The organism is Rhodococcus sp. ACS1, assembly GCF_002300155.1.
Classification (GTDB): domain Bacteria; phylum Actinomycetota; class Actinomycetes; order Mycobacteriales; family Mycobacteriaceae; genus Rhodococcus_F; species Rhodococcus_F koreensis.
Map to the genome: position 1 here is coordinate 245,603 of NZ_NSDZ01000012.1, position 19,313 is coordinate 264,915.

Consider the following 19,313-nt stretch of genomic DNA (forward strand, 5'->3'; position numbering starts at 1 on the left):
TAAGCCGCACAGCGAGTCGCAGATACCGCGGCCGTCAGCGTCGCCCAGTAGGCGGCACTGCGGCCACATCAGATTCGGCGGCGTCGACCACGCGCGCCCGTCCCCCTCATTTCTTTGAACGTCGAACTATGCTGCCGAAATTACACCCCGCCTCCGACACGTTTCCCGATCAACGCGTCGGAGCGACCGAGATTCATTCAAGCGAATGACAACACCCCCGCCCCTCGGCCAACCGTCCACCTCGGAGCACGTTAGTTGAAACTAATACCAGACAAACCCGACGTCACACATATCCGCGCCCGCCACGGTGATTGAGCTAATAAACTGCGCCCCAACGAAACCGGGTCAATACACTGTTCAACCGACACCACCCGGCCGAATAGGGACTTTCGGCCCTAGCGGTACCGGCATCAGTGGACTAGCAATTGCTGGGCTCACCGATCTTTACCACCGACAGCACCGCGTCGCCCTCGCCGATCAATTCCCCGGGCGACGGCTGCTGACCCACGACGACCCAGTTCGAGTCGAGCACCTGCTTCCGTCCCGCACCGGTCGCGTCGGCACTGCGCGAGAAGAAGACCCCCGCCGCCTGGATCGTGTTCTGTGCCGTCTGCAGGTTCATGCAGACCACAGCCGGCATCGGCACCAGCACAGGCGCGCTCGAGGTCGGCGCCACAGGCGCAGGCTGCACCGGAACCACGGGCGCAACCGCGACCGGAGTGGTCACGGGCACCGTCGTCGTCGGGCGCGTGGTCGTGGCTGCTGCGGTTGTGGTGGTAGTCACCGACGCCGTCGACGACGACTCGCCCGAGCCGCAGGCAACAAGGCCGGCGGCCACAACGACGACTCCCACACCCCCGACGATCGAGGAGAACACCGACCGTCGCACCCCGAGCCCCCGGGTTCCCGCCTTCGTGCTGACCTGGGTGGACTGAACATCGATCGACACAGCAGTGCCCTTTCGGAAATGCGGGCGGTCTGCCCGAAACTCTCGCCCGTGGGTGGTCGCAGGCGGAAAAATGTGAATGCGGTCGCGCCAGTTGTATTCGTCAACCCCCGACGGCGCGATGGTTGAAACTATTACCAGACGGCACGGACTGGCACATAATTCGGACGCGTTGCCGACCCAACTCCGGGGTGTTTCGCAATCGACTGCGCGTCAAAGCATCCGAGTCAATACGCTGTTCGACCGACAGCCAATTCCCCCGAGCCGGTCTGCACTGCTATGTCGGTCCCCCAGCGCATGATGACGCCGTGACCGAGCACACCGCAAGAGAGCGAGTCTTCATCGTCGAAGGACGCCCGTGGAAGGACGCTGTGATCGCGTATCTCGAACCGAGGTCGCCCTATCGCCCGTGGTTCATCGGCGAACACATTCGCAACGGCGACGTGCTCATCACCGTTCTCGACACCGATCCGCGCACTGTCCTGTGCATGGAGGTCGCGGGTCCGTCGTCACTCGACGCCATCGGCGTCACAGAGTCGTGGACGCTCGCCACACTTCCGTCTGTCGCTGCCTTCGAGGCGTGTGCAGGCGTCGCTGTTCCCACCGCCGCAGGTCGAGTCGACGACGACGTCGCCGGCCGATTGACTACTCCGTTTATCAAATGTTCGGCGAACTTCGACGACCCGTTCACCCGACAGGGCGAGGCGTCACACACCACCGCCGCCGCGGCACGTGTGCTGCTGAAGTCGGCCGGCAAGTGCACCGCCTGCGGAGAGACGATCGACTTGCGTGGCAGTGCCGCGCGGGAGGGAGTACACATCCACACGGCCGAGAACGGCGTCGACCAGTGGAATTATTACGGTCCGGCGCATGACTGGCCGGCTGTGTTGTGCTGCAGGTGCCAGACTGAGATGACCGAGGGCGGATTTTCCACCTTCCTCGACTACCGCTTCTCCTTCCATCCGAGCTGTCCACGATGCGGCGCATCGCAGACTAGGTCCGCGTCGATCGGCATGCCGAATCCGGGCGAGCCGGTACCGCCGTGGACAGTTCCGTTGGGATGCGTCGTCACTGATCCAGTGCCTGAATGGATCTGCGGCGGGTGCGGGTATCGCTGGGCGACGTAACGCGACGTCAGATCCCCATGCGTTTGGCCAACTCCGCTCCCCCGACGTCGCGGATGAAGTCCGGGTCGCCGCACACCACGAGCTGATCCCGCGCCCGCGACAACCCGACGTACAGCCGCTCCCGCGAACGCTCTTGCACCACCTTCTCATTGAGTGCCAGCACGACGGCACGCCGTTCGAGTCCCTTGAATCCCAGGACGTGCCCGTAGAACACCTGCTCGGTATCCCAGAAGCTGTCCCAATACGCCGCGTTGCCCTCCGTCTGCCTGCTCACCTGCTCCGGGTGACGGCTGCCCGTGGCAAGCAAGGCCAGATCCTCGGGACGCCAACCCTCGTCCATCAAGGAATCGATCTGGTCGTCGGCAATCGTCAGCGCGTCCTCCGCCGCGCAGGGCACGAAAAGTACGTCGGGGCCCTCCCCGCCGAGCAGGCGCATCAGCTGTCCCACCAGCGGTGTGAACGAGTCCGCAATCTGACGGGTGTTTCGCAGATTGTGATCGAGCACCAGCGGGACCAGTTGAATCGGCGGAACGCCCTGCCTGTCGAATACCCGCTGCCCCTCGTCGCTGAATACGTAGATGCCCCCGGCTTCGTCGTCACGCAGCGCTGCCAGCAGCGGACCCCACCAGTCGTCGGCGAAGTCTTGTGCCTCGTCCACGACCACCGCGTCGAACCGGTCGCGCAACGGCAGTTCCGACGCCAACTCCGCCATGTGCCGCGGAAGGTCGTGTTCCCAGAACTGCACGGTGTCGGTGTTGCGGATGCTCTCGTCCGGGCCCTCGGGCGCTCCCCACAGTTGCCCCAGCGCGTGGAACTCGCCCACGTACGCGGGACGCTCCTTGCGGGACCAGGTGGCGGTCAATCGCTCGAGATACGACGCCAACCCGTGCGAGTAGCAGATGAGTGCGACGCGCTGCCCCTGCTTCGCCAACCGCCGCGCCTTCTCGACCGCGAGGAACGTCTTGCCGCTTCCGGCGCCGCCCCGCACCTCGACCCGGTGCAACAGCCGGATCGCGTCGAGTATCGCCGACTGCTGGGCGGTGAGCGCATCGGCCGCGTCTTCGTGCGCGATCGCTCGCGCAACCACGTCGCGTTGCGGCAGTCCGCGTCCGGAGAGGACCGTTGTGAGCTGATCGACCCCGTCCTCGGGCAGCGCCGGCCGATCCAGCTGCTGGCCGGACAGCACCTTCTGCAGTCGCGACACCACGTCGTCCAGGTCGTTGCGGTCGATCACCTTCCACCGTGGGCATTCCGGCAGTCCGAAGTCGTCGGTGAGTTCTGTGTTGGGGAAGACCACCACGTGGTCCCATCGCAGCCGCCCGTGACTCCAGCGCGGGTCGGCTTCCACATAGCTCCGCAGGGCATACAGCGCGTCCCGTGCTTGCCGAACCGGGTGAATCACCGTCGGCCCTTTTCGCTGCTCTTGGTACCAATCGCTGCCGTCGTGCCAGATCTGCCCGCCCTTCACCTCCAGGCAGACGATCCCGTACCCCTCGAGCGCCACCACGAAATCGATCTCGTGGTCCTTGAGTCGGTCGGTGACCCGCTGGTTTGCCACCACGAGGTCACCATCACCGAGCTGACCCAACAGCGCATTCCACACGGATTCCTCGGAACCATTCACCAGGCGCGGATTCTCGGGGATACGGATCACCATGCGGATACTTTCGCACGGACGGTTCAGTTCAGCTCTGCGATCCCGGCTGAAGTCCGCGGTGAGTAGTAGTTTTGCGGTGTGGACACTTCGTGGCAGGACCCCAGTGCCGTCTCGTCGATGCTCGACGACTGGGAAACGTGGGCGATCGTCGGGCTCTCCGGCAATCCCGACCGAACGGCGTTCCGCATTGCGGAGTTGCTGCAGCGCCGAGGAAAACGAATCGTCCCCATCCATCCCACCGCACCGACCGTGCTCGGCGAGCAGGGATACGCCACACTCGCGGACGTTCCGTTTCCGATTGACGTCGTCGACGTCTTCCGTCAGTCCGAGGCCGCCGGCGAGTTCGCGGACCAGGCCGTCGCGGTGGGCGCGAAAGGCGTTTGGTTCCAACTGGGCGTCATCGACGAGGCCGCGTTCCAGCGAACGACCGCAAAGGGCGTCGCGATGGTGATGGACACCTGCCCGGCAATCGAGTGGAGTGCACGGGAATCAGCGTGACCGTGGCCGGGCTGAAGTCCGACCACGCGACTACGGCTACTCTGGACCGAAATCGTGCAAATCGGACAACGTTCTGACGCGCTCAGTCAATCGGAAGGTTCCCACCTGTGGCTATCGACTACACCCGACGCCCCTCCACTCCTGCCGCACCGCAGGGCGGAGTCAATCTGAGCAAGGTCACGCTGTCGAAGGCCGCGCCGTCGGTCAGCCTCACGAAGTCCGGTGAGCGGCAGGGCGCGATGCGGGTCAACCTCAACTGGTCGACGGGGGCGGCGCCGCAGCCCAAGAAGGCCGGCTTCTTCGCGAAACTTGCGGCCGCCGCGGGCGGCAGCAACGGCATCGATCTGGACCTCGGCTGTCTCTACGAACTGGCCGACGGATCGAAGGGTGTTGTCCAGGCACTCGGCAACAGCTTCGGATCGCTGCAGGCTGCGCCGTTCATCCAGCTCGACGCCGACGACCGCACCGGCACAGTGACCGGCGGCGAAAACATGCATATCAACCTCGACCGGCCGGAAATGTTCAAGCGCATCCTCATCTTCGCGATGATCTACGACGGCGCACCCAACTGGGCAGCCGTCGACGGCGTCGTCACCCTCTACCCCACCAGCGGCCCCGAGGTGGAGGTGCGCCTGGACTCGGCGAACAGCTCCGCTCGCATCTGCGCCATCGCGATCTTGCAGAACACCGGGCAGGGCATCACCGTGACCCGTGAAGTGAAGTACGTCGAAGGCAGCCAGGCCGATCTCGACAAGACCTACAGCTGGGGCATGAAGTGGGCCGCCGGCCGCAAGTAGCAGCGTCCTGCGATAGCGAATGCCTCGACGCGTCGACCCACACGAATGGATGAGCCAAACGTCATGGCACGGCCAAGCACGTGACCGCCAGGCGTCCGATGGAATCCCGCACAGCTCCCGAGTGGCCCTGGGGTAGTGGGCTCAATTTTCGGAATGCCCGGTCCCCCCTCCGCCAAAGGGAACGCTGGGACCGGGCCCCACACCGAAAGGAACCAACAGTGCGAACTCAGCATAACCCGTTCCGCCACGCGCGATTTCCATCCTGAGACCGCAGCCACGCGCGCCCTCACACACCGTCACGCATCGCCGCGTCCTGGGCTTGGCATGCCACTGCCGACGCGGCGAGGAGTTTCAAATACACTTCTCGTGGCAGTGCGTATTCGGATCGAGGGATCCAAATAGCGTGGGGTGGGGGGAGTCCTGACTGTCGATCGAGCGGATCTGTGAGTGCTCGCATCGCCTGTGCACGAGGTCGCTCGAGTGATCGATAACCTCGAAGGTCGTTTCGTACCCGGCTGCGACGCCCGCGCCTCCTCGATGGGCTGGCGAGTGCAACGAACGTGCAACCCACGAATTGCACAGCGAGCGAGGCTAATCGGGCGGGTTCGCGTTGGGAATTGTCACTGCTGCGTTAGTGGGATTGGAGTTCGCGGCAATCCACTTCGCGATCAATATCGATGCGAAGTATGCGGTGGCGCCGTGACCGAGAAAGCTGACACCTGGTTCGGTGCCGCCACCTACCTTTCCATGGCAATTACCGTCGTGCTCGTTGTCATCGGAATCGTGAATCCGTCGACTGATTCGGGCACCCCGGCCTGGGCATGGGTCGCTCTCATGCTCGGCATTGTCACAATGGTTGCGTTCTTCATTGTGGGACAGATCCATCGGCGCATCGCGTGTGGAGTACTCATCGGGTGGCTGACACCGCTCTGTGCGTTGCTGGCGATTCCGATCGTGGCAGGGATAGGTCACATTGTCGGTGCGGTCTTCGGGTAGCCACCGACACACACCAGGCCGCATACGCATCGATCGATTGTCACGCGCGATCGCGCTACCGTCGTGACTATGTTCAGTACCGAGATCGAGGTGCGCACCGGCGCCGAGCCGGTGGTGTACGACCTGACCCGTGAGATCGAGAAGTTCCTCGCGTCGGCCGGCGCCGGCGATGGGCTGCTGCATGTCTGGGTGCCGCACGCCACGGCGGGACTCGTGGTCATCGAGACCGGCGCGGGGAGCGACGACGACCTGCTGCGCGCGATCGACGACCTGCTTCCGCGCGACGACCGGTGGATCCATCGTCACGGCAGCCATGGACACGGTCGCGACCACGTGCTGCCGGCATTCCTGCCGCCGTACGCGTCCGTTCCTGTCTTCGACGGCGCGCTCGCGACGGGCACCTGGCAGTCCGTCTGCCTCGTCGACACCAATGTCGACAACCCGGTGCGGCACGTCCGATTCAGCTTCCTCGCCGCCTGAGCCAGCACCGGCGGGACGCGTCCGATCACGCGCGCGCGAGTCCTCTTGCCGAGGAATAGATCTCAGGAAGGCTCGCCGTCTCGTCGGTGGAAGACCGATCCACCCACGTCTCCAACGCCGCCCGGAGCACGGCGACCGACACGTCGACCGCCAGGCGAATCTGTAGGTCGGAGCAGTCGAATCTCTTCGACACCGCATCGACCAGGGCCGCCGTCCGCCGCACACTCTCGCGCGCCAGCACAGCACGCAGCGCAGGCTCTTTCTTGATGAGCCTGTTCACCCGCAGCAATCGCCGGCAGGGCGTCGACGAACTGTCCGCGTACGTCACCAATGCGTCCGCGAAGGACGTCTCCAACGCGAGCCTCGGTGAGAGGGTCGAGTCGAGTTGGTCGAGCCGTGATGCCACGACCGCCTCGAAGGCCCAGTGGTCCCGGAGCGCGGCCTCTTCCTTGGTGGCGAAGTATCGGAAGAACGTGCGCTGAGACACGCCTGCTGCTTGCGCGATCTCCCCGACGGTTGTGGCCTCGACGCCCTTGCTCTCGAACAGTGTGAGGGAAGTCTCACTGATCTCCACGTTCGTCTGCTCACGTCGCCGCTCCCGCAACCCCAACGGGCCGGCGGGCAGGTCAGACGGCACGGCGAACACTTCGATTCTGGTCATCAACGGCCTTCGTTATCGGTAGGAGAACCCCACGCGTCGATCGTTCACATCCGGACATCCGTTGTCAACATGGCAGCGTGTGTCATAATGTATGCGAAGGGTAGGTAATCAATGAATCTCAATATCGGTGATATTTTCCTGTACCCGCACCATGGGTCCGTGACAGTCACAAAGCTCACGACCCGGATGTTCAACGATCTACCCACTGATTACGTGCAATTCGAAGTCGCTCAGAACGGGCTGTCCATCGAGATCCCGGTCGCGAAAGCCGAGGCCATCGGCGTTCGGAACGCGATCAACAACGATGAAGTTGGTCGAGTCTTCGACATCCTGCGCGGGCCGACGGTGGACGACCCGTCGAACTGGTCTCGTCGGTTCAAGGCCAATCAGGAAAAGCTGACCGTGGGTGGAATCTTCACGGTGAGCGAAGTCATCCGCGATCTGATGACCCGTTCACAGGAAAAGCCCCTCTCGGCCGGCGAGAAGCGGCAGCTCGAGCACGCGATGCAGCTCGTCATTTCCGAACTCGTCCTCGCGATGAAGTCCGACCCGGACGAGACTCGGCGCCGCATCGAAGCTATCTACGAATCCGCCGACTCTCCCGCGGCGGTCGCTGCAGTCTGACGACACGAAGATCGGCGGCAGCCCGGACGAGAGTTCCGGGCTGCCGCCGATGTCGTCGAGTCGGCTTGCGATCTCTCACGTCTCCAGCACAGGAGTCGAGATCAGCTGCTGCCGAACAGGTTTCCGAGTGATCCGGTTCCCGAGCCCTGCCCATAGGTGATGATGACAGTCGGTGCTGCGTTCGCCGCTGCGGTCGCGAGTGTTCCGCCCGGCGCGTAGGACGAGCCACCGCCGCCTCCGCCACCGCCGTAGTTGTCGGCGCCGCCGCCACCGCCGAACCAGCCGCCGCCACCGCCGCCACTCGCACCTGCCGCGGCGCCTCCGATTCCGGCTTCACCCGGCGAACCGTGCGGGTCACTGCCACCGTTGCCTCCGACGCCACCAGCGACGCCGGTCGCACCGCCGCCGCCTCCCCCGCCGCCGCCCGCTTGGCCGTCGGGGCCGGTCGGGGTCAGGTTCCCTGCTCCACCGATGTAGGTGTCGCCCGCACCGCCGCCGCCTGCCGCGACGATCTGACGATCCGCCAGCTCACCCGAGCCTGTGCGAACGTCGGACGCCCCGCCTCCCCCACCGGCACCGGTGCCACCGGCTCCGCCGCCGTTGTATCCGGCCAGCCCGGTGCCGTCACCGCCGTTCCCGCCGACCTGGATGTACAGCGCGTCACCTGCGGCGACCATCAATCGCCCGGTCGCGACAGCCGCGGCACCGCCGAGGATCTGACCACCGTTTCCACCACGTCCGCCCGTTGCCGTCACCGCCAAGCTGGTAATGCCGTCGGGGACCGTGAACGACTGCGCACTGCCGGTTGAAGTGAATGTGCAGGTCACCTGGGTTCCGGTGCCTTGCACGCAGCCGGCAGGCAGCGCGGCCGGCGCGGCAACCGCCAGGCTGGGGGCGAGCAGCCCCGAGGCGCCGACTACGGCGAGTCCACACATTCCGGTTGTGTACCACCGGCGCCGTGATCGAACGAGGTTTGTGGTCAAAGCAGTCTCCTGTCGCAACGCGAGCATGTGAAAGCTGGTCCGAGTGGAGCATTCCACAGCATCCGGCTTCCAGTGGGTATTCCGGTCTCCGGGTCGGCTTTCGCACAAAAGCGCCAGGTCACGGGCATGCCGGACCGCTAATCGGGACCCGCGGTATCGCAATCCGCGCTGAAAGGTCACTATGAAGGTAAGTAGAACTAATTTGTTCCTCTAGGCAACGAGGTATGCACATGAGCGACGCAGCGCCCATCGGTGACGGGATCTTCCAGATTCCGGTCCCGATTACCGACAATCCCCTTGGTCACACACTCGTCTACGCGATGGAATCGCCCGGCGGCCTGATCCTCGTCGACGCCGGCTGGGACGACGACAATGCGTGGGCAGGCCTCACCTCCGGGCTCGAGGCCATCGGGCACTCGGTCAAGGATGTCGAAGGCGTCGTCCTCACTCACTTCCACCCCGACCACACAGGTCTGTGCGGTCGCGTTCGGGAGGCCTCCGGGGCCTGGATTGCGATGCACGAATCCGATCACGAGATGTTCGAGCACATGTCGACCGGCCACGGCCCCGAGTGGCTGGACTTCCAGAAGGCCAACATGACACGGGCCGGCGCGGCCCCGGCCGACCTGGAGGCGTTCGAGAAGTCCGCGTCGGGGAAACCGCCTGCGGGTCCAGATTCGGCCCCCGACCGTGTCCTCGTCGACGACGAACTCATCGCCCTCACCGGTCGCGGCCTGCGCGCCGTCTACACCCCCGGCCACACCCCGGGCCACATCTGCTTCTATCTGGAAGACGCCGACGTGATGTTCACCGGCGACCACGTCCTGCAGAAGACGACGCCGCACGTCGGCAACTTCGTCTACCCGCTCGAGGAACGCGACGCCCTCGCCGAGTTCATGGACTCGCTGCGCCGCGTCCAGACGATGAACATCACCCGGGGGCTCGGCGCGCACGGCATCCCCATCGACGACGTCGCGGGCCGCGCCGGCGAACTCATCGAGCACCACGAAGAGCGACTCGATCACCTGTACAAGGCTTTCGGCGACGACCAGATCACCGTGTGGCAGGTCGCCGAGCGCATGAAGTGGTACAAGCCGTGGGCCGACATCTCCCCCATGGGCAAGGGCATGGCACTGTCCGAGGCAGCGGCACACCTTCGGCACCTCGTCGCCCGCGACCTCGTCGCCCAGGTACCGGACAGCGAACCCGCCGTCTTCGCCCGCCGCTGACACGTGAGCGGCAAAGCGTCCTCGGGCACGCTTTGGCACTCACGTGGGTGGGGTCATCTCCAATCGCACCCCGAGGAGCCGGACTTCCCGCTCGTGGTCGAGGCGGTCGACCAATGCTGCCGCCGCGTCGGCGATCACGTCCGGATCGAACGTCGGCTCGGGTAGTGGCTTGCTCGTCGTGTGGGTGTCGAACGGGGCGTAGCGCACCTTCAACGCCACTCGCACCGCCTTCCGGTTCTCCGCGAGGATGTCCTCCCGGACCCGGGCGGCGAGGCGTCGGATCTCCTCGGTGACGGCCTCCCGGCCAGCGAGGTTCTGCTGAAACGTCGTCTCCCGGCTGTGCGACCGCGCCACCCACGGCTCCGCGGACACCGGGGAGAGATCGATTCCGCGACCGATCCTGGCGTACCACGGACCCATAGTCGGCCCGAGCGTCGCGGCCAACTCCTGATCCGAGGCGTCGGCGAGTTCGCGCACCGTATTGATACCGAGCGCGGCAAGCTTTTTCGAGGTCTTCTTACCGATCCCCCACAGCGCATCGGTGGGGCGCTCCCCCATGACGGCGAACCAGTTCGCCTCGGTGAGCCGGTAGATGCCCTGCGGTTTGCCGAAGTCCGTCGCGATCTTGGCCCGTAACTTGTTGTCGCCGATGCCGACTGAACAGTGCAGCCCTGTTGCTTCGAGGACGGCGTCGTGGATGGTTCGGGCGAACGCCTCCGGATCATCGGTCTCGACACCGAGAAACGCTTCGTCCCAGCCCATCACCTCGACGACCACGTCCAGCTTCCGCAGGGTGTCCATCACGACCGCCGACACCTCCATGTACGCCTCGGCGTCGACGGGCAGGAATACGGCGTCGGGAATCTTCCGTGCCGCGATCCGCATCGGCATCCCTGAACCGACACCGAATTTCCGCGCCTCGTACGACGCCGTCGACACCACCGCGCGTTCGGTGGGATCCCCACGACCACCCACGACGATGGGACGTCCCTGCAGCTCGGGGTGCCGCAGCACCTCGACTGCGGCGATGAACTGGTCGAGATCGACATGCAGCACCCACCGGCGACGCGGCGGAGTGCTCATGAGACCAGTGTGCCCGACCCATCCGTCCGAGATCCCCGGAATCTGCGGAGTTCCCGGACGGGGCCGCGGTCACCGTTCGTTGCGTTCCCCGCAGGTCGTCGGCGTAATCACCGAGGTCGCGGCGGTTGAGTCTGCGTGACTTGCCGAGCTTACGGAGCGTCGGGATCGTCTCGCGGGCTGCGACACCGATGCCGCGCCGCTTGCGCGGAGAGCAGAGCGCGCAACCGCGGTAAGTACGTGAGGGGTGGTGGGTAGGCATGCCGCCTCCGATGATGACTCCGCGCGAAGCGAAGAGTTCAGAATACATCGGTGCCATCGGCGGGCGGTAGCAATTCGTCGGGGAACCGGTAGGAGCATCCGAGTTCACTGGTGGACCGGGTGCCCCAATTGTCCCGAAACCAGGCAACGCACGTGTTCGCGATCAGGTTCACGTCGCGACTGAACAGATACCCGTCCGTACAGTCTTCGAAGTGGCCGTCGAAATGCCACCTGTCGAGGGTCAGGTGCTCGGCGGAATAGTCGGCGAGCAGCAGGTGCCCGAGTTCGACGCGTGATCGACGAAGCATTAACACACCGCCGGCCAGTACCTGAATCTGCGCGCAGACGACCTCTCCATCGTCGTCCTCACTGACGTAACTATTCGGGCCGATCTCGACGATGAGCGCGACCGGTTGATCGACCAGCGAACCCGTCAACCACTCGACCATCCCCGCCCACGAAACCTCGGGCAACTCGGTGGAATCGACCATCATCACCTTCCCTTGCTCGCGACCAACCACGACAGGGGATCGTCGAAAGCCTCCCCTTGCGTCGTATCAAAGCAGAAGGTCCCGACACATGCGGCGCGAAATCGCTCGCACCCTCACTTCGTCCTCGGACGGAGTGAGGGTCCTCGCGTCTCAGGACCCTCAGGTGACGAGACCTGCACGGAATGCGGTCAGCGCCGCTTCGACTCGGTTACGCGTGCCCAGCTTGGCGAAGACTGCCGAAATGTGGGTCTTGACGGTCGTTTCGCTGAGGAAGAGCTGACCAGCGATGTCGGCATTCGACGCGCCGGATGCGAGGGACCGCAGGACGTCGCGTTCCCTGGCACTGAGCGCGGCAAGGACCGCCCGATCGGGATCTGCGGTGGGCGGCCGGTTCGCCGCGACGATCCGCCGCAGCGACTCCTCACTGAACAGTGTGTTGCCGGCCGCGACGGCGCGAACGGACTGGTGGAACGTCTCCGGCGGTTCGTCCTTGCTGAGGAAGCTGTGGGCTCCGGCCGAAACCGCCTGAAGCACGAGGTCGTCGACGTCCATCGCCGTCATCGCAATCACCCGGGGTGGGTGTTGCAGGGTCATCAGGTGACGGGTGGCATCGAGTCCACCGACCCGGCGCATCTTCAGGTCCATCAGCACCACGTGCGGTCGATACGCATGGACCGCGGCCGGCACCCGGTCCCCGTCGTCGACATCGGCGACGACGGCGATATCCGTGGTGGCAGCGAAGATGTCGGAGACACCTCGCCGGACGAAGGGATCGTCGTCAGCGATCAGAACGGTGATGGCGTTGGTTCCGGTCATGGTGACCACAGGGTATTACCCCGGACCGACAGCACCGCCTCGCGGTCTGGGCGATGTGGCTCAGGCGAACCACGGGAGCCAGCAGTCGACGACGAACTCCCCACCGAGCCTGCCTGCCTCGAGCTTTCCGCCGATGTCACGGGCCTGCTCGGCGAGTCCGCGAAGACCGGCGCGCGAACCACCCGGGACTGTCGGGGGCTGGAAACTGAGGCTGTTACGGATGTCGATGCGGATACCGTTCTCGCTGGCGCCGCTGATCGAGATGCGAATCGTTTGATCGCTCGCGTACTTCTGGGCGTTGGTGAGCGATTCCTGCACGACCCGGTAGGTGACGTGTCCGGACACGGTGCCGACGTCGCCGGGCCGCAGGTCTGCGAAATAGGTGGCGTGCAGACCGGCCGCGCGGGCGGACTGGACCAGGTCGGCGACACCGTCGATGCCCTGGTGACCGCTCGCTCGACTCGCCCCGCCGGACCCCCGCAACACACCGACGATGTTCTTGAGTTCGTCGAGCGCCTCGTGCGCGGTGCTGCGTATCATCGACGCGGTGTTCGCGATCTTCTCCGGATTGCCCGCACCGCCGACCTGCAAGGCCCCGGCGAACAGGGAGATTCGGCTCAGGCTCGCGGCGAGAGTGTCGTGCATATCCCTCGCGATGCGAGTGCGTTCCTCGGTGCGGATCATCTCGTCTCGCATCGCATGCGTCTGCTCCGTCGCGACTGCGCTCGGCCTGAGCCAGTTCTGTGCGGGTGTGCTTCAGCACCGCGATCGAAACCACGATCGCCACCAGCGTCGCCGCAACGAGCCAGGGAATCCACAGTGCGATATCCCAGTCCGGCTTCGGCCCACCGACCTCCGGTCGTGTCGAACCCATCGTCAGAACCGAATTGTCGCGGGTGCGGAACGCATCGTAGGTGAGCGAGACGCCGCATGCCAGGAACACCGCTGTCGCTGCCGCGACCAGCTGCTGCCCCCGCTCCGTCCGGGCGAGTGCGTAGAGCGCGATCAAGGCGGCAGTGGCGTCGGTCGAGAAGAACAGCGGACCCACCAGGGCCACGCCCAGAACCAGCCACGGCCGTTCGTGCCGCCATACCAACGCGACCGCGGCACCCAGATTCAGCACCAGTCCGATCGCTATGTTCCACACCGCGACGGTCGCGGAATCGCCGGACAGACCGACCGTCATCAGCGAACAGAACACGCTGAGCGTCACCGCGCCGGTGGTCCAGACGCGGCGACGGATGATTTCAGCGGATGTTGCAGTCACGGCCATGAGGCTACGCATCGGACCGACACGTTCGCGATCGGCCGAAAGTAGGGGCCCGAACTGACTTCCGACCGAAAGTAGGAATCGATCCGGCTCTTCGGACGATCCGCGATGGGCGCCCCGTCGGGTGAACTCTCCATTGAGCGCGATCGCAGCCACGGCCTGCGGCCCGCAACCTCACCCGCATGACCCACTCACAGGAGGATCCGAGATGACGAACCCCGGTCAGCCCTATCAGAACCAGCCCTACCCTGCCCCGCAGCCGCCGAAGAAGAAGCGTCGCCTCTGGCCGTGGATTGTGGTCGGCGTTCCGATCCTGCTCTTCGGTGCATGCTCGATCGCCATCGCGTCGAGCACGGGGAGCGACGAGGGCACCACCGTCACAGCAGGTTCCGGCGACGGGGAGGCTCCCGCCGACAGCGGGCCCGCCTTCCCCGGCAAGCTCGAGGAAGACACCTCCGCGGCCGGCGGCGACACGATCACTCGCGACGGGCTCGCCTACACCGTCGCCGCGCTCGAACCGGTGAGCAGCATGATCGGCGAGTACTTGTGCAGCACCGTGACCATCAAGAACGTCGGCGACAAGCAGAACGACTTCAACGGATATGTGGATTGGAGCCTTCAGGATGCCGGCGGCGCCATTCGCGACGCGACGTTCGCGCCTGACCGCGAACTGCTGAACTCAGGGAAGATTGCGCCCGGCGGTCAGGCCACCGGCAGCGTCTGCTTCGACGCCCGCCAGGGCTCCGGCCCCGGAACCTATGTCGTGCTCTTCGAGGACACCTTCTCGCTGTCCACCGACCGCCTGGCCTGGATCAACACTCTGTAGATCCCGCATGGGCAAACGTCTGGGGGCGGGGCACGAAGCGTGCCGATACCGCTGTTCGTGCTCCGTCCCCATATTCCATTCTCCGACAAGTCAATATGCCATTCAAATGACAACGGGAACCGGAAACTGTGCTCAAGACCCCTGCCGGGCGCACTTGTCGGACGGGCCTGATACTTTCCGTTTCAACGAACCGACCGCAGGTTCGCAAATCCTGAGCAAAGGCTGATCATCTACATGTTCCGCAAGGTTTCACTCACCGCTGCAATCACTCTCGCAATCGCCGGCCTCGGATCCGGGATCGCGAATGCGGCACCCGCTACCTCGTTCGGCGCCGGTGATTACATCGTGGGGGTCGACATCGCCCCGGGCACGTACGTCGGCAGCGGCACCGTCGACGACATCATGGGCTGCTACTGGGAGCGCCTGTCGGGCACCAGCGGTGAGTACGAAGACATCATCGCCATGGACTACACCCACTCACCGAAGGTGATCGTCACCATCAAGCCGACCGACATGGTCTTCTCCTCCACGGACTGCGGAACATGGACGCCCGCTCCCGCCGCCCAACCCCAGGCCCGGCCGGCGCCCGCCGCACCGGCACCGGCACCGGCACCGGCACCGTCGATCTTCGGTTCCTGACCACAGCCCCAGCAGATCGCCCCCACAAGCACCCGCGGTGGGGGCGCTCCCGAACTATCAGAGGCAGATCACTGTGACCGAACCCCTCTACCTCGACCCCGTCGCTGAGCCGGTTCCCGGAGATGCGCCCCAGACCAAGCGACTTCGGCGCTGGCCATGGATCTTCGGTGTCGTCGTCGCCCTTGCGGCCGGTGTGGGAATCGGCCTCTCGACCACCCCCAGCGAGGCAGAGAACCAGGCCAAGATCGACGCCGCGCTCGCCGGTGAGCGCGAGGCCCTGGCTGCGCAAAGCGCTGAAGTCGCGGGGAAGGCTGCCGACGCCGAGAAGGCGGCAGGCGACGCGGAAGCGGCCATGAAGAAGGCACAGGAAACGCAGGTGGCAGCAAACCAGCATGCGGTCACCGTGAACGCTCAACTCGACGAGCGGAAGCAACAACTGGACAGCCGGGAGCAACGACTCGTCCCCCGCGAAGCCGACGCTGCCCGATCGACGTTCGGCAGTGGACTCCACCGAGTGGGCGTCGACATCAATCCGGGCACCTACCGCACCACCGGCGGTCCGTACTGCTACTGGGAACGCTTGTCCGGCACGTCAGGTGAGTTCGACGACCTGATTGCCAACGACGTACCCAGCGGTCCGTCCGTCGTCACGATCTCGTCGTCGGACGCCGCGTTCAAGAGCCAAGACTGCGGGACGTGGACGAAGACTGGCTAACCACGCAGCGGCCCAGAACTCAGCCCACTCCATCATGACCGCGCACAAGACCGGTCGACACATCACAAGGGAGATTTAGTGAAGCACAAGTTCGTGGGGGCGATGCTGTGCGCGTCGTCGGCGGTAGCAATAGCGGTGTCCGGCGCTGGCGTGGCCAACGCGGGCACTTACCTGAGCGGCGACGGCACGTACCGAGTCGGTTACGGCCCGCAAGACCTACAACCCGGCTTGTGGTCGTCGTCGGGTGGCAGCAGCTGTTACTGGTCGCGCACCGCATCCGACAGTTCGATTCTCGAAAATTCCTTCGGCGAGGGTTCACAAACCATCGAGATCAAGCCGGGCGACGCGAAATTCACCACCCACCGGTGCGGAGGCTGGCGTCGAGCGGACCCTGTTCCCAACCCGATTCCCGGGCTTCCGCCCATCGAAGCCGTCGACTACCGCAACATGACGACCCTCGGACTCGGCGCGGGTATCGGTTCGGCGGCTGTGGGGTCCGCTGCGATGCCGTCCATTCTCGGTGTGCTGTTGATGGCAGGATCGTCGGGCAGTTAGCCCGGACAAAACGAACAGTCCACCTACATCGACAGCACCATCTGCGCGAAGAGGCGACCCCAGACGGGGTCCATCGGCTGGTCGCGCTGGACCCAGCCCTCGACCATGGCGCCGGTGAGTTCGAGGAACGAAATCGTGGGGCGGGCGATCCAGAAGAGTTCTTCCCGGCCGACGATGGTCCCGTCGCTCGTCTGCCAGCCGAGGGCGGCGAGGCCTTCGGCGATGACGTCCCGGCGTTCGTCCGACGTGGTGCCGGCGGCGAGGGTGAGGAGCACGAGGTATCCGGCCTCCCGCTCGATGGGCTCGTCCGCCAGTGGCAGCCGGTCGAGAAGGTGTGCCCACAGCCGACCTGCATCGCTTGCCGTCGCGGAGCCGAGATTGGTGCGAATCAGTTTGCCCTTGTATTTGCGCACCAGTCCGAGGGTCTTGGCGTATTCGCGGAGCAGGTGGACCGGCCGCTGATCCGACTCGCGGTTGCTGGTGGCGGGCCAGTCGTCGAAGCCCGGCAGTTCCCGCCGCATCTCCGCCACCACGGCCGGTGGCAGGTAGCCCGCCTGGGTCAGTGTGATGCCGTCGGGACCGATGCGGTTCAGGAACCACCGCAGGTGGAATGTCGCCGCTTCGATCGTTTCGTGGATGTCGCCCAGCCGGTCGGTGAGGTGGGCGCGCTCGAGAAGCGAAAAGACTTGCGGGGCAGCTTGATGGGGGATCCGTCGCAGCAGTGCCGCGAACTTCGAATCCGTCACCGGCCCGTGGTCACGGATGACCGCTTCGATCCGCAGGCCACGGTTCACGGTGTCGACGCCGAACGATTCGGGTGCGAAGCCCGGCCCGACCCACGCCCCGGCGTCGTGATGACCGGGGTGCGACGGCGTCGCGAGGACCTTCAGCAGGTCGTCGTATCCGCCCGGTCCGCCGCAATCCTCGGGCGGGCACGCGCGGGCGCCGGCGAGGCAGGTGACGGTCGGCTCCGAGGCGTCGGCGTCGATCCGTTCGAGCACGATCGTGTGCTCCCAGCCGTCGCCGAAGTCGTACAGATAGGACAGCTGCTCCCCCGGTTCGGCGAGCACCTGATCGAGCCGCACCGCGTCCTCGCACAACTCGTCTTCTTCGTCGGCGAAACCCTCCTCGATGCTCTCGCGCATGTCGTAGCGCTCCGACGCGGGCGGCTCACCGCCGACCCACGAATGCAGGTGGCTGTCCTGCCAGCCCATGATCGTCTGCACGATCGGATGCAACTCGTGCAGCCGCAGGTTCGACGGCACCACGAATTGGCGCCAGATCGGCGGCGACACCTCGTCGAGTTCGATACGCAGGTGGTAGCCCGCGACGCGGCGTCGGCCCCGCCGTTCGGACGGCCGGACGATCACCGGCACGTCAGGAACGACGGACAGGTGTCGGCGTTTACCCGAAGCGGTCATGGCGTCATGGTAGGCGGGAGGCAGAAGTGTCCGGCACAAGTGGTGACGATAGCGTGAAGGCATGTCTGTGTCCGCACTTCTCGCAGGTCGATACCAGCTGCGGGGAGTGCTGGGCCGAGGCGGGATGGCCGACGTCCACGACGGGTGGGACCTGCGCCTCGAGCGCCCGGTCGCGATCAAGGTGCTGCGCCCCGAACTCGCGTCCGTCCCCGACACCCGCCGGCGGTTCGAGGCCGAGGCCCGGCTGGCCGCGACGTTGAACCACCCGAACGTGGTCGCGGTGCACGACTGCGGCGAGGACGCGGGAGTGGCCTACATCGTGATGGAACGCCTGCCCGGGCGAACCCTCGCCGACGACATCGCCGCCGGACCCGTACCCGACGCGCGGGTGCGGTCGATCCTCGCCGACGTGCTCGCCGCCGTCGGCGCCGCGCACGGTGCCGGGATCCTGCACCGCGACATCAAACCGGGGAACGTGCTGTTCACCGCGTCGGGCACGGTGAAGGTCGCCGACTTCGGCATCGCGAAGAGCGCGGCGTCCGACCACACGGCGACGGGACAGGTGCTGGGCACCGTGGCCTATCTCAGTCCGGATCGCATCCTGGGCACACCCGCCACGACCGCCGACGACCTCTACGCGGTCGGCGTCGTCGGCTACGAAGCCCTCGCCGGGCACCGGCCGTTCGCCGGCGACAACATCCTGTCGCTCGCCCGGGCCATCACCGACGGGGCGGCCCGACCTCTCCACGTGGTGCGTCCGGACGCCGACCCGAACCTCGTGCACACGATCGAACGTGCGATGTCCCGCGATCCGCGGCAGCGGCACGCCGACGCCCAGTCGATGCGGGCCGCCGTTCTCGGAACGCCCGTCGCACACCCGCCGCCGACGAGGGCATTCACGCCCGCCACACCCGTTCACCCGCCGGCACCCCAGCGTCGGCGACCGGGGCGGACCGGCGTGATCATCGCCGCCGTCGCCGCTCTGCTGGTGGCCGCCGCCGTGGCGGCACTGGCCATCGCGTCGCAGAATCAGAACGGCACCGTCGGTCCCGGCCCGAGCACCACCGCCGTCGCCCCGCCCCCGGCGCCCGTAGCTCCCCCGAGCGGCACCGTCGACGTCGAACCCGTCGCACCGGCCCCGCCGGCCGACGCCCCGAAGACGGGTCCGGGAAACAGCAACGGCAACAACGGGAACGGCAAGACCAAGGACAAGGACAAAGACAAGGACGGCAACTGACCTG

The 19,313-nt window shown here is 65.7% G+C and carries 21 protein-coding genes and 1 pseudogene; 13 read left to right on the forward strand and 9 right to left on the reverse strand.

Translation table 11 applies throughout. The annotated features are described in order from the left end of the window. Nucleotides 1-418: 418 nt before the first annotated feature. Complete coding sequence (locus CJ179_RS45595) at nucleotides 419-622, reverse strand: calcium-binding protein (protein WP_244163753.1); 204 nt, start codon at nucleotides 620-622, stop codon at nucleotides 419-421. On the opposite strand from CJ179_RS45595, the gene CJ179_RS45600 reads away from it, so the two are divergent. Further along, nucleotides 621-935 carry a hypothetical protein gene (locus CJ179_RS45600; protein ID WP_095865921.1) on the forward strand — a complete coding sequence of 105 codons (315 nt, stop codon included), beginning with the start codon at nucleotides 621-623 and terminating at the stop codon, nucleotides 933-935. The two genes, CJ179_RS45595 and CJ179_RS45600, sit on opposite strands and share 2 nt — an antisense overlap. Before the next feature lie 319 nt (nucleotides 936-1,254). After that, a complete protein-coding gene (locus CJ179_RS53495) occupies nucleotides 1,255-2,073 on the forward strand; it encodes a hypothetical protein (protein ID WP_257016195.1) in 819 nt (272 codons plus the stop codon). Between the two features lie 7 nt (nucleotides 2,074-2,080). Here the strand turns inward: CJ179_RS53495 and CJ179_RS45610 are convergent, their stop codons facing one another. After that, on the reverse strand, nucleotides 2,081-3,730 hold the full coding sequence (locus CJ179_RS45610) for an NERD domain-containing protein (RefSeq protein ID WP_095865823.1): 1,650 nt from the start codon (nucleotides 3,728-3,730) through the stop codon (nucleotides 2,081-2,083). A 78-nt stretch (nucleotides 3,731-3,808) separates the two neighbouring features. On the opposite strand from CJ179_RS45610, the gene CJ179_RS45615 reads away from it, so the two are divergent. From CJ179_RS45615 to CJ179_RS45630, 4 genes are all read left to right on the forward strand, one after another. Further along, nucleotides 3,809-4,228: a CoA-binding protein gene (locus CJ179_RS45615; protein WP_095865824.1), complete on the forward strand. Its 420-nt coding sequence runs from the start codon at nucleotides 3,809-3,811 to the stop codon at nucleotides 4,226-4,228. A gap of 107 nt (nucleotides 4,229-4,335) precedes the next feature. Next, nucleotides 4,336-5,025, forward strand: a complete 690-nt coding sequence (locus CJ179_RS45620) for a tellurium resistance protein (protein WP_095865825.1) — start codon at nucleotides 4,336-4,338, stop codon at nucleotides 5,023-5,025. Nucleotides 5,026-5,724: 699 nt separating this feature from the next. Next, nucleotides 5,725-6,021, forward strand: coding sequence for a hypothetical protein (locus CJ179_RS45625; protein WP_095865826.1), 297 nt, complete (start codon nucleotides 5,725-5,727; stop codon nucleotides 6,019-6,021). A gap of 69 nt (nucleotides 6,022-6,090) precedes the next feature. After that, nucleotides 6,091-6,501, forward strand: coding sequence for a YjbQ family protein (locus CJ179_RS45630; RefSeq protein ID WP_095865827.1), 411 nt, complete (start codon nucleotides 6,091-6,093; stop codon nucleotides 6,499-6,501). A gap of 25 nt (nucleotides 6,502-6,526) precedes the next feature. Here the strand turns inward: CJ179_RS45630 and CJ179_RS45635 are convergent, their stop codons facing one another. Continuing rightward, nucleotides 6,527-7,162 carry a TetR family transcriptional regulator gene (locus tag CJ179_RS45635; protein ID WP_095865828.1) on the reverse strand — a complete coding sequence of 212 codons (636 nt, stop codon included), beginning with the start codon at nucleotides 7,160-7,162 and terminating at the stop codon, nucleotides 6,527-6,529. A gap of 111 nt (nucleotides 7,163-7,273) precedes the next feature. On the opposite strand from CJ179_RS45635, the gene CJ179_RS45640 reads away from it, so the two are divergent. Continuing rightward, the gene (locus CJ179_RS45640) at nucleotides 7,274-7,786 is read left to right on the forward strand and encodes a CarD family transcriptional regulator (protein WP_072944195.1); all 513 of its coding nucleotides are present in this window, start codon (nucleotides 7,274-7,276) and stop codon (nucleotides 7,784-7,786) included. Between the two features lie 101 nt (nucleotides 7,787-7,887). On the opposite strand, the gene CJ179_RS51890 is transcribed toward CJ179_RS45640, so the two are convergent. Next, nucleotides 7,888-8,721, reverse strand: coding sequence for a hypothetical protein (locus CJ179_RS51890; protein ID WP_179377906.1), 834 nt, complete (start codon nucleotides 8,719-8,721; stop codon nucleotides 7,888-7,890). Between the two features lie 278 nt (nucleotides 8,722-8,999). Between CJ179_RS51890 and CJ179_RS45650 the strand changes: the two genes are divergently transcribed. Beyond that, nucleotides 9,000-9,998 carry an MBL fold metallo-hydrolase gene (locus tag CJ179_RS45650; protein WP_072944288.1) on the forward strand — a complete coding sequence of 333 codons (999 nt, stop codon included), beginning with the start codon at nucleotides 9,000-9,002 and terminating at the stop codon, nucleotides 9,996-9,998. Nucleotides 9,999-10,037: 39 nt separating this feature from the next. On the opposite strand, the gene CJ179_RS45655 is transcribed toward CJ179_RS45650, so the two are convergent. From CJ179_RS45655 to CJ179_RS54300, 4 genes and pseudogenes are all read right to left on the reverse strand, one after another. After that, entirely contained in the window at nucleotides 10,038-11,081 is a 1,044-nt protein-coding gene (locus CJ179_RS45655) for a DNA polymerase IV (protein ID WP_095865829.1), read from the reverse strand. A 296-nt stretch (nucleotides 11,082-11,377) separates the two neighbouring features. After that, nucleotides 11,378-11,830, reverse strand: coding sequence for a hypothetical protein (locus CJ179_RS45660; RefSeq protein WP_095865924.1), 453 nt, complete (start codon nucleotides 11,828-11,830; stop codon nucleotides 11,378-11,380). Nucleotides 11,831-11,989: 159 nt separating this feature from the next. Then, nucleotides 11,990-12,646 (reverse strand): response regulator transcription factor, encoded by a 657-nt coding sequence (locus tag CJ179_RS45665; protein ID WP_179377896.1) that lies wholly within the window; start codon nucleotides 12,644-12,646, stop codon nucleotides 11,990-11,992. A 60-nt stretch (nucleotides 12,647-12,706) separates the two neighbouring features. After that, nucleotides 12,707-13,931, reverse strand: a pseudogene (locus tag CJ179_RS54300) (sensor histidine kinase). A 193-nt stretch (nucleotides 13,932-14,124) separates the two neighbouring features. Here CJ179_RS54300 and CJ179_RS45675 point away from each other — a divergent pair. The 4 genes from CJ179_RS45675 (at nucleotide 14,125) to CJ179_RS45690 (ending at nucleotide 16,651) form a co-directional block, all read left to right on the forward strand. Then, nucleotides 14,125-14,742 (forward strand): DUF4352 domain-containing protein, encoded by a 618-nt coding sequence (locus tag CJ179_RS45675; RefSeq protein WP_095865831.1) that lies wholly within the window; start codon nucleotides 14,125-14,127, stop codon nucleotides 14,740-14,742. Between the two features lie 234 nt (nucleotides 14,743-14,976). Beyond that, nucleotides 14,977-15,381 (forward strand): hypothetical protein, encoded by a 405-nt coding sequence (locus tag CJ179_RS45680; RefSeq protein WP_257016198.1) that lies wholly within the window; start codon nucleotides 14,977-14,979, stop codon nucleotides 15,379-15,381. 73 nt (nucleotides 15,382-15,454) lie between these two features. Next, nucleotides 15,455-16,096, forward strand: coding sequence for a hypothetical protein (locus tag CJ179_RS45685; protein ID WP_095865832.1), 642 nt, complete (start codon nucleotides 15,455-15,457; stop codon nucleotides 16,094-16,096). Between the two features lie 78 nt (nucleotides 16,097-16,174). Continuing rightward, on the forward strand, nucleotides 16,175-16,651 hold the full coding sequence (locus CJ179_RS45690; protein WP_095865833.1) for a hypothetical protein: 477 nt from the start codon (nucleotides 16,175-16,177) through the stop codon (nucleotides 16,649-16,651). Nucleotides 16,652-16,674: 23 nt separating this feature from the next. Here the strand turns inward: CJ179_RS45690 and CJ179_RS45695 are convergent, their stop codons facing one another. Continuing rightward, nucleotides 16,675-18,072, reverse strand: a complete 1,398-nt coding sequence (locus CJ179_RS45695; protein WP_095865834.1) for a plasmid pRiA4b ORF-3 family protein — start codon at nucleotides 18,070-18,072, stop codon at nucleotides 16,675-16,677. 61 nt (nucleotides 18,073-18,133) lie between these two features. On the opposite strand from CJ179_RS45695, the gene CJ179_RS45700 reads away from it, so the two are divergent. Beyond that, on the forward strand, nucleotides 18,134-19,309 hold the full coding sequence (locus tag CJ179_RS45700) for a serine/threonine-protein kinase (RefSeq protein ID WP_095865835.1): 1,176 nt from the start codon (nucleotides 18,134-18,136) through the stop codon (nucleotides 19,307-19,309). Nucleotides 19,310-19,313: the final 4 nt, after the last annotated feature.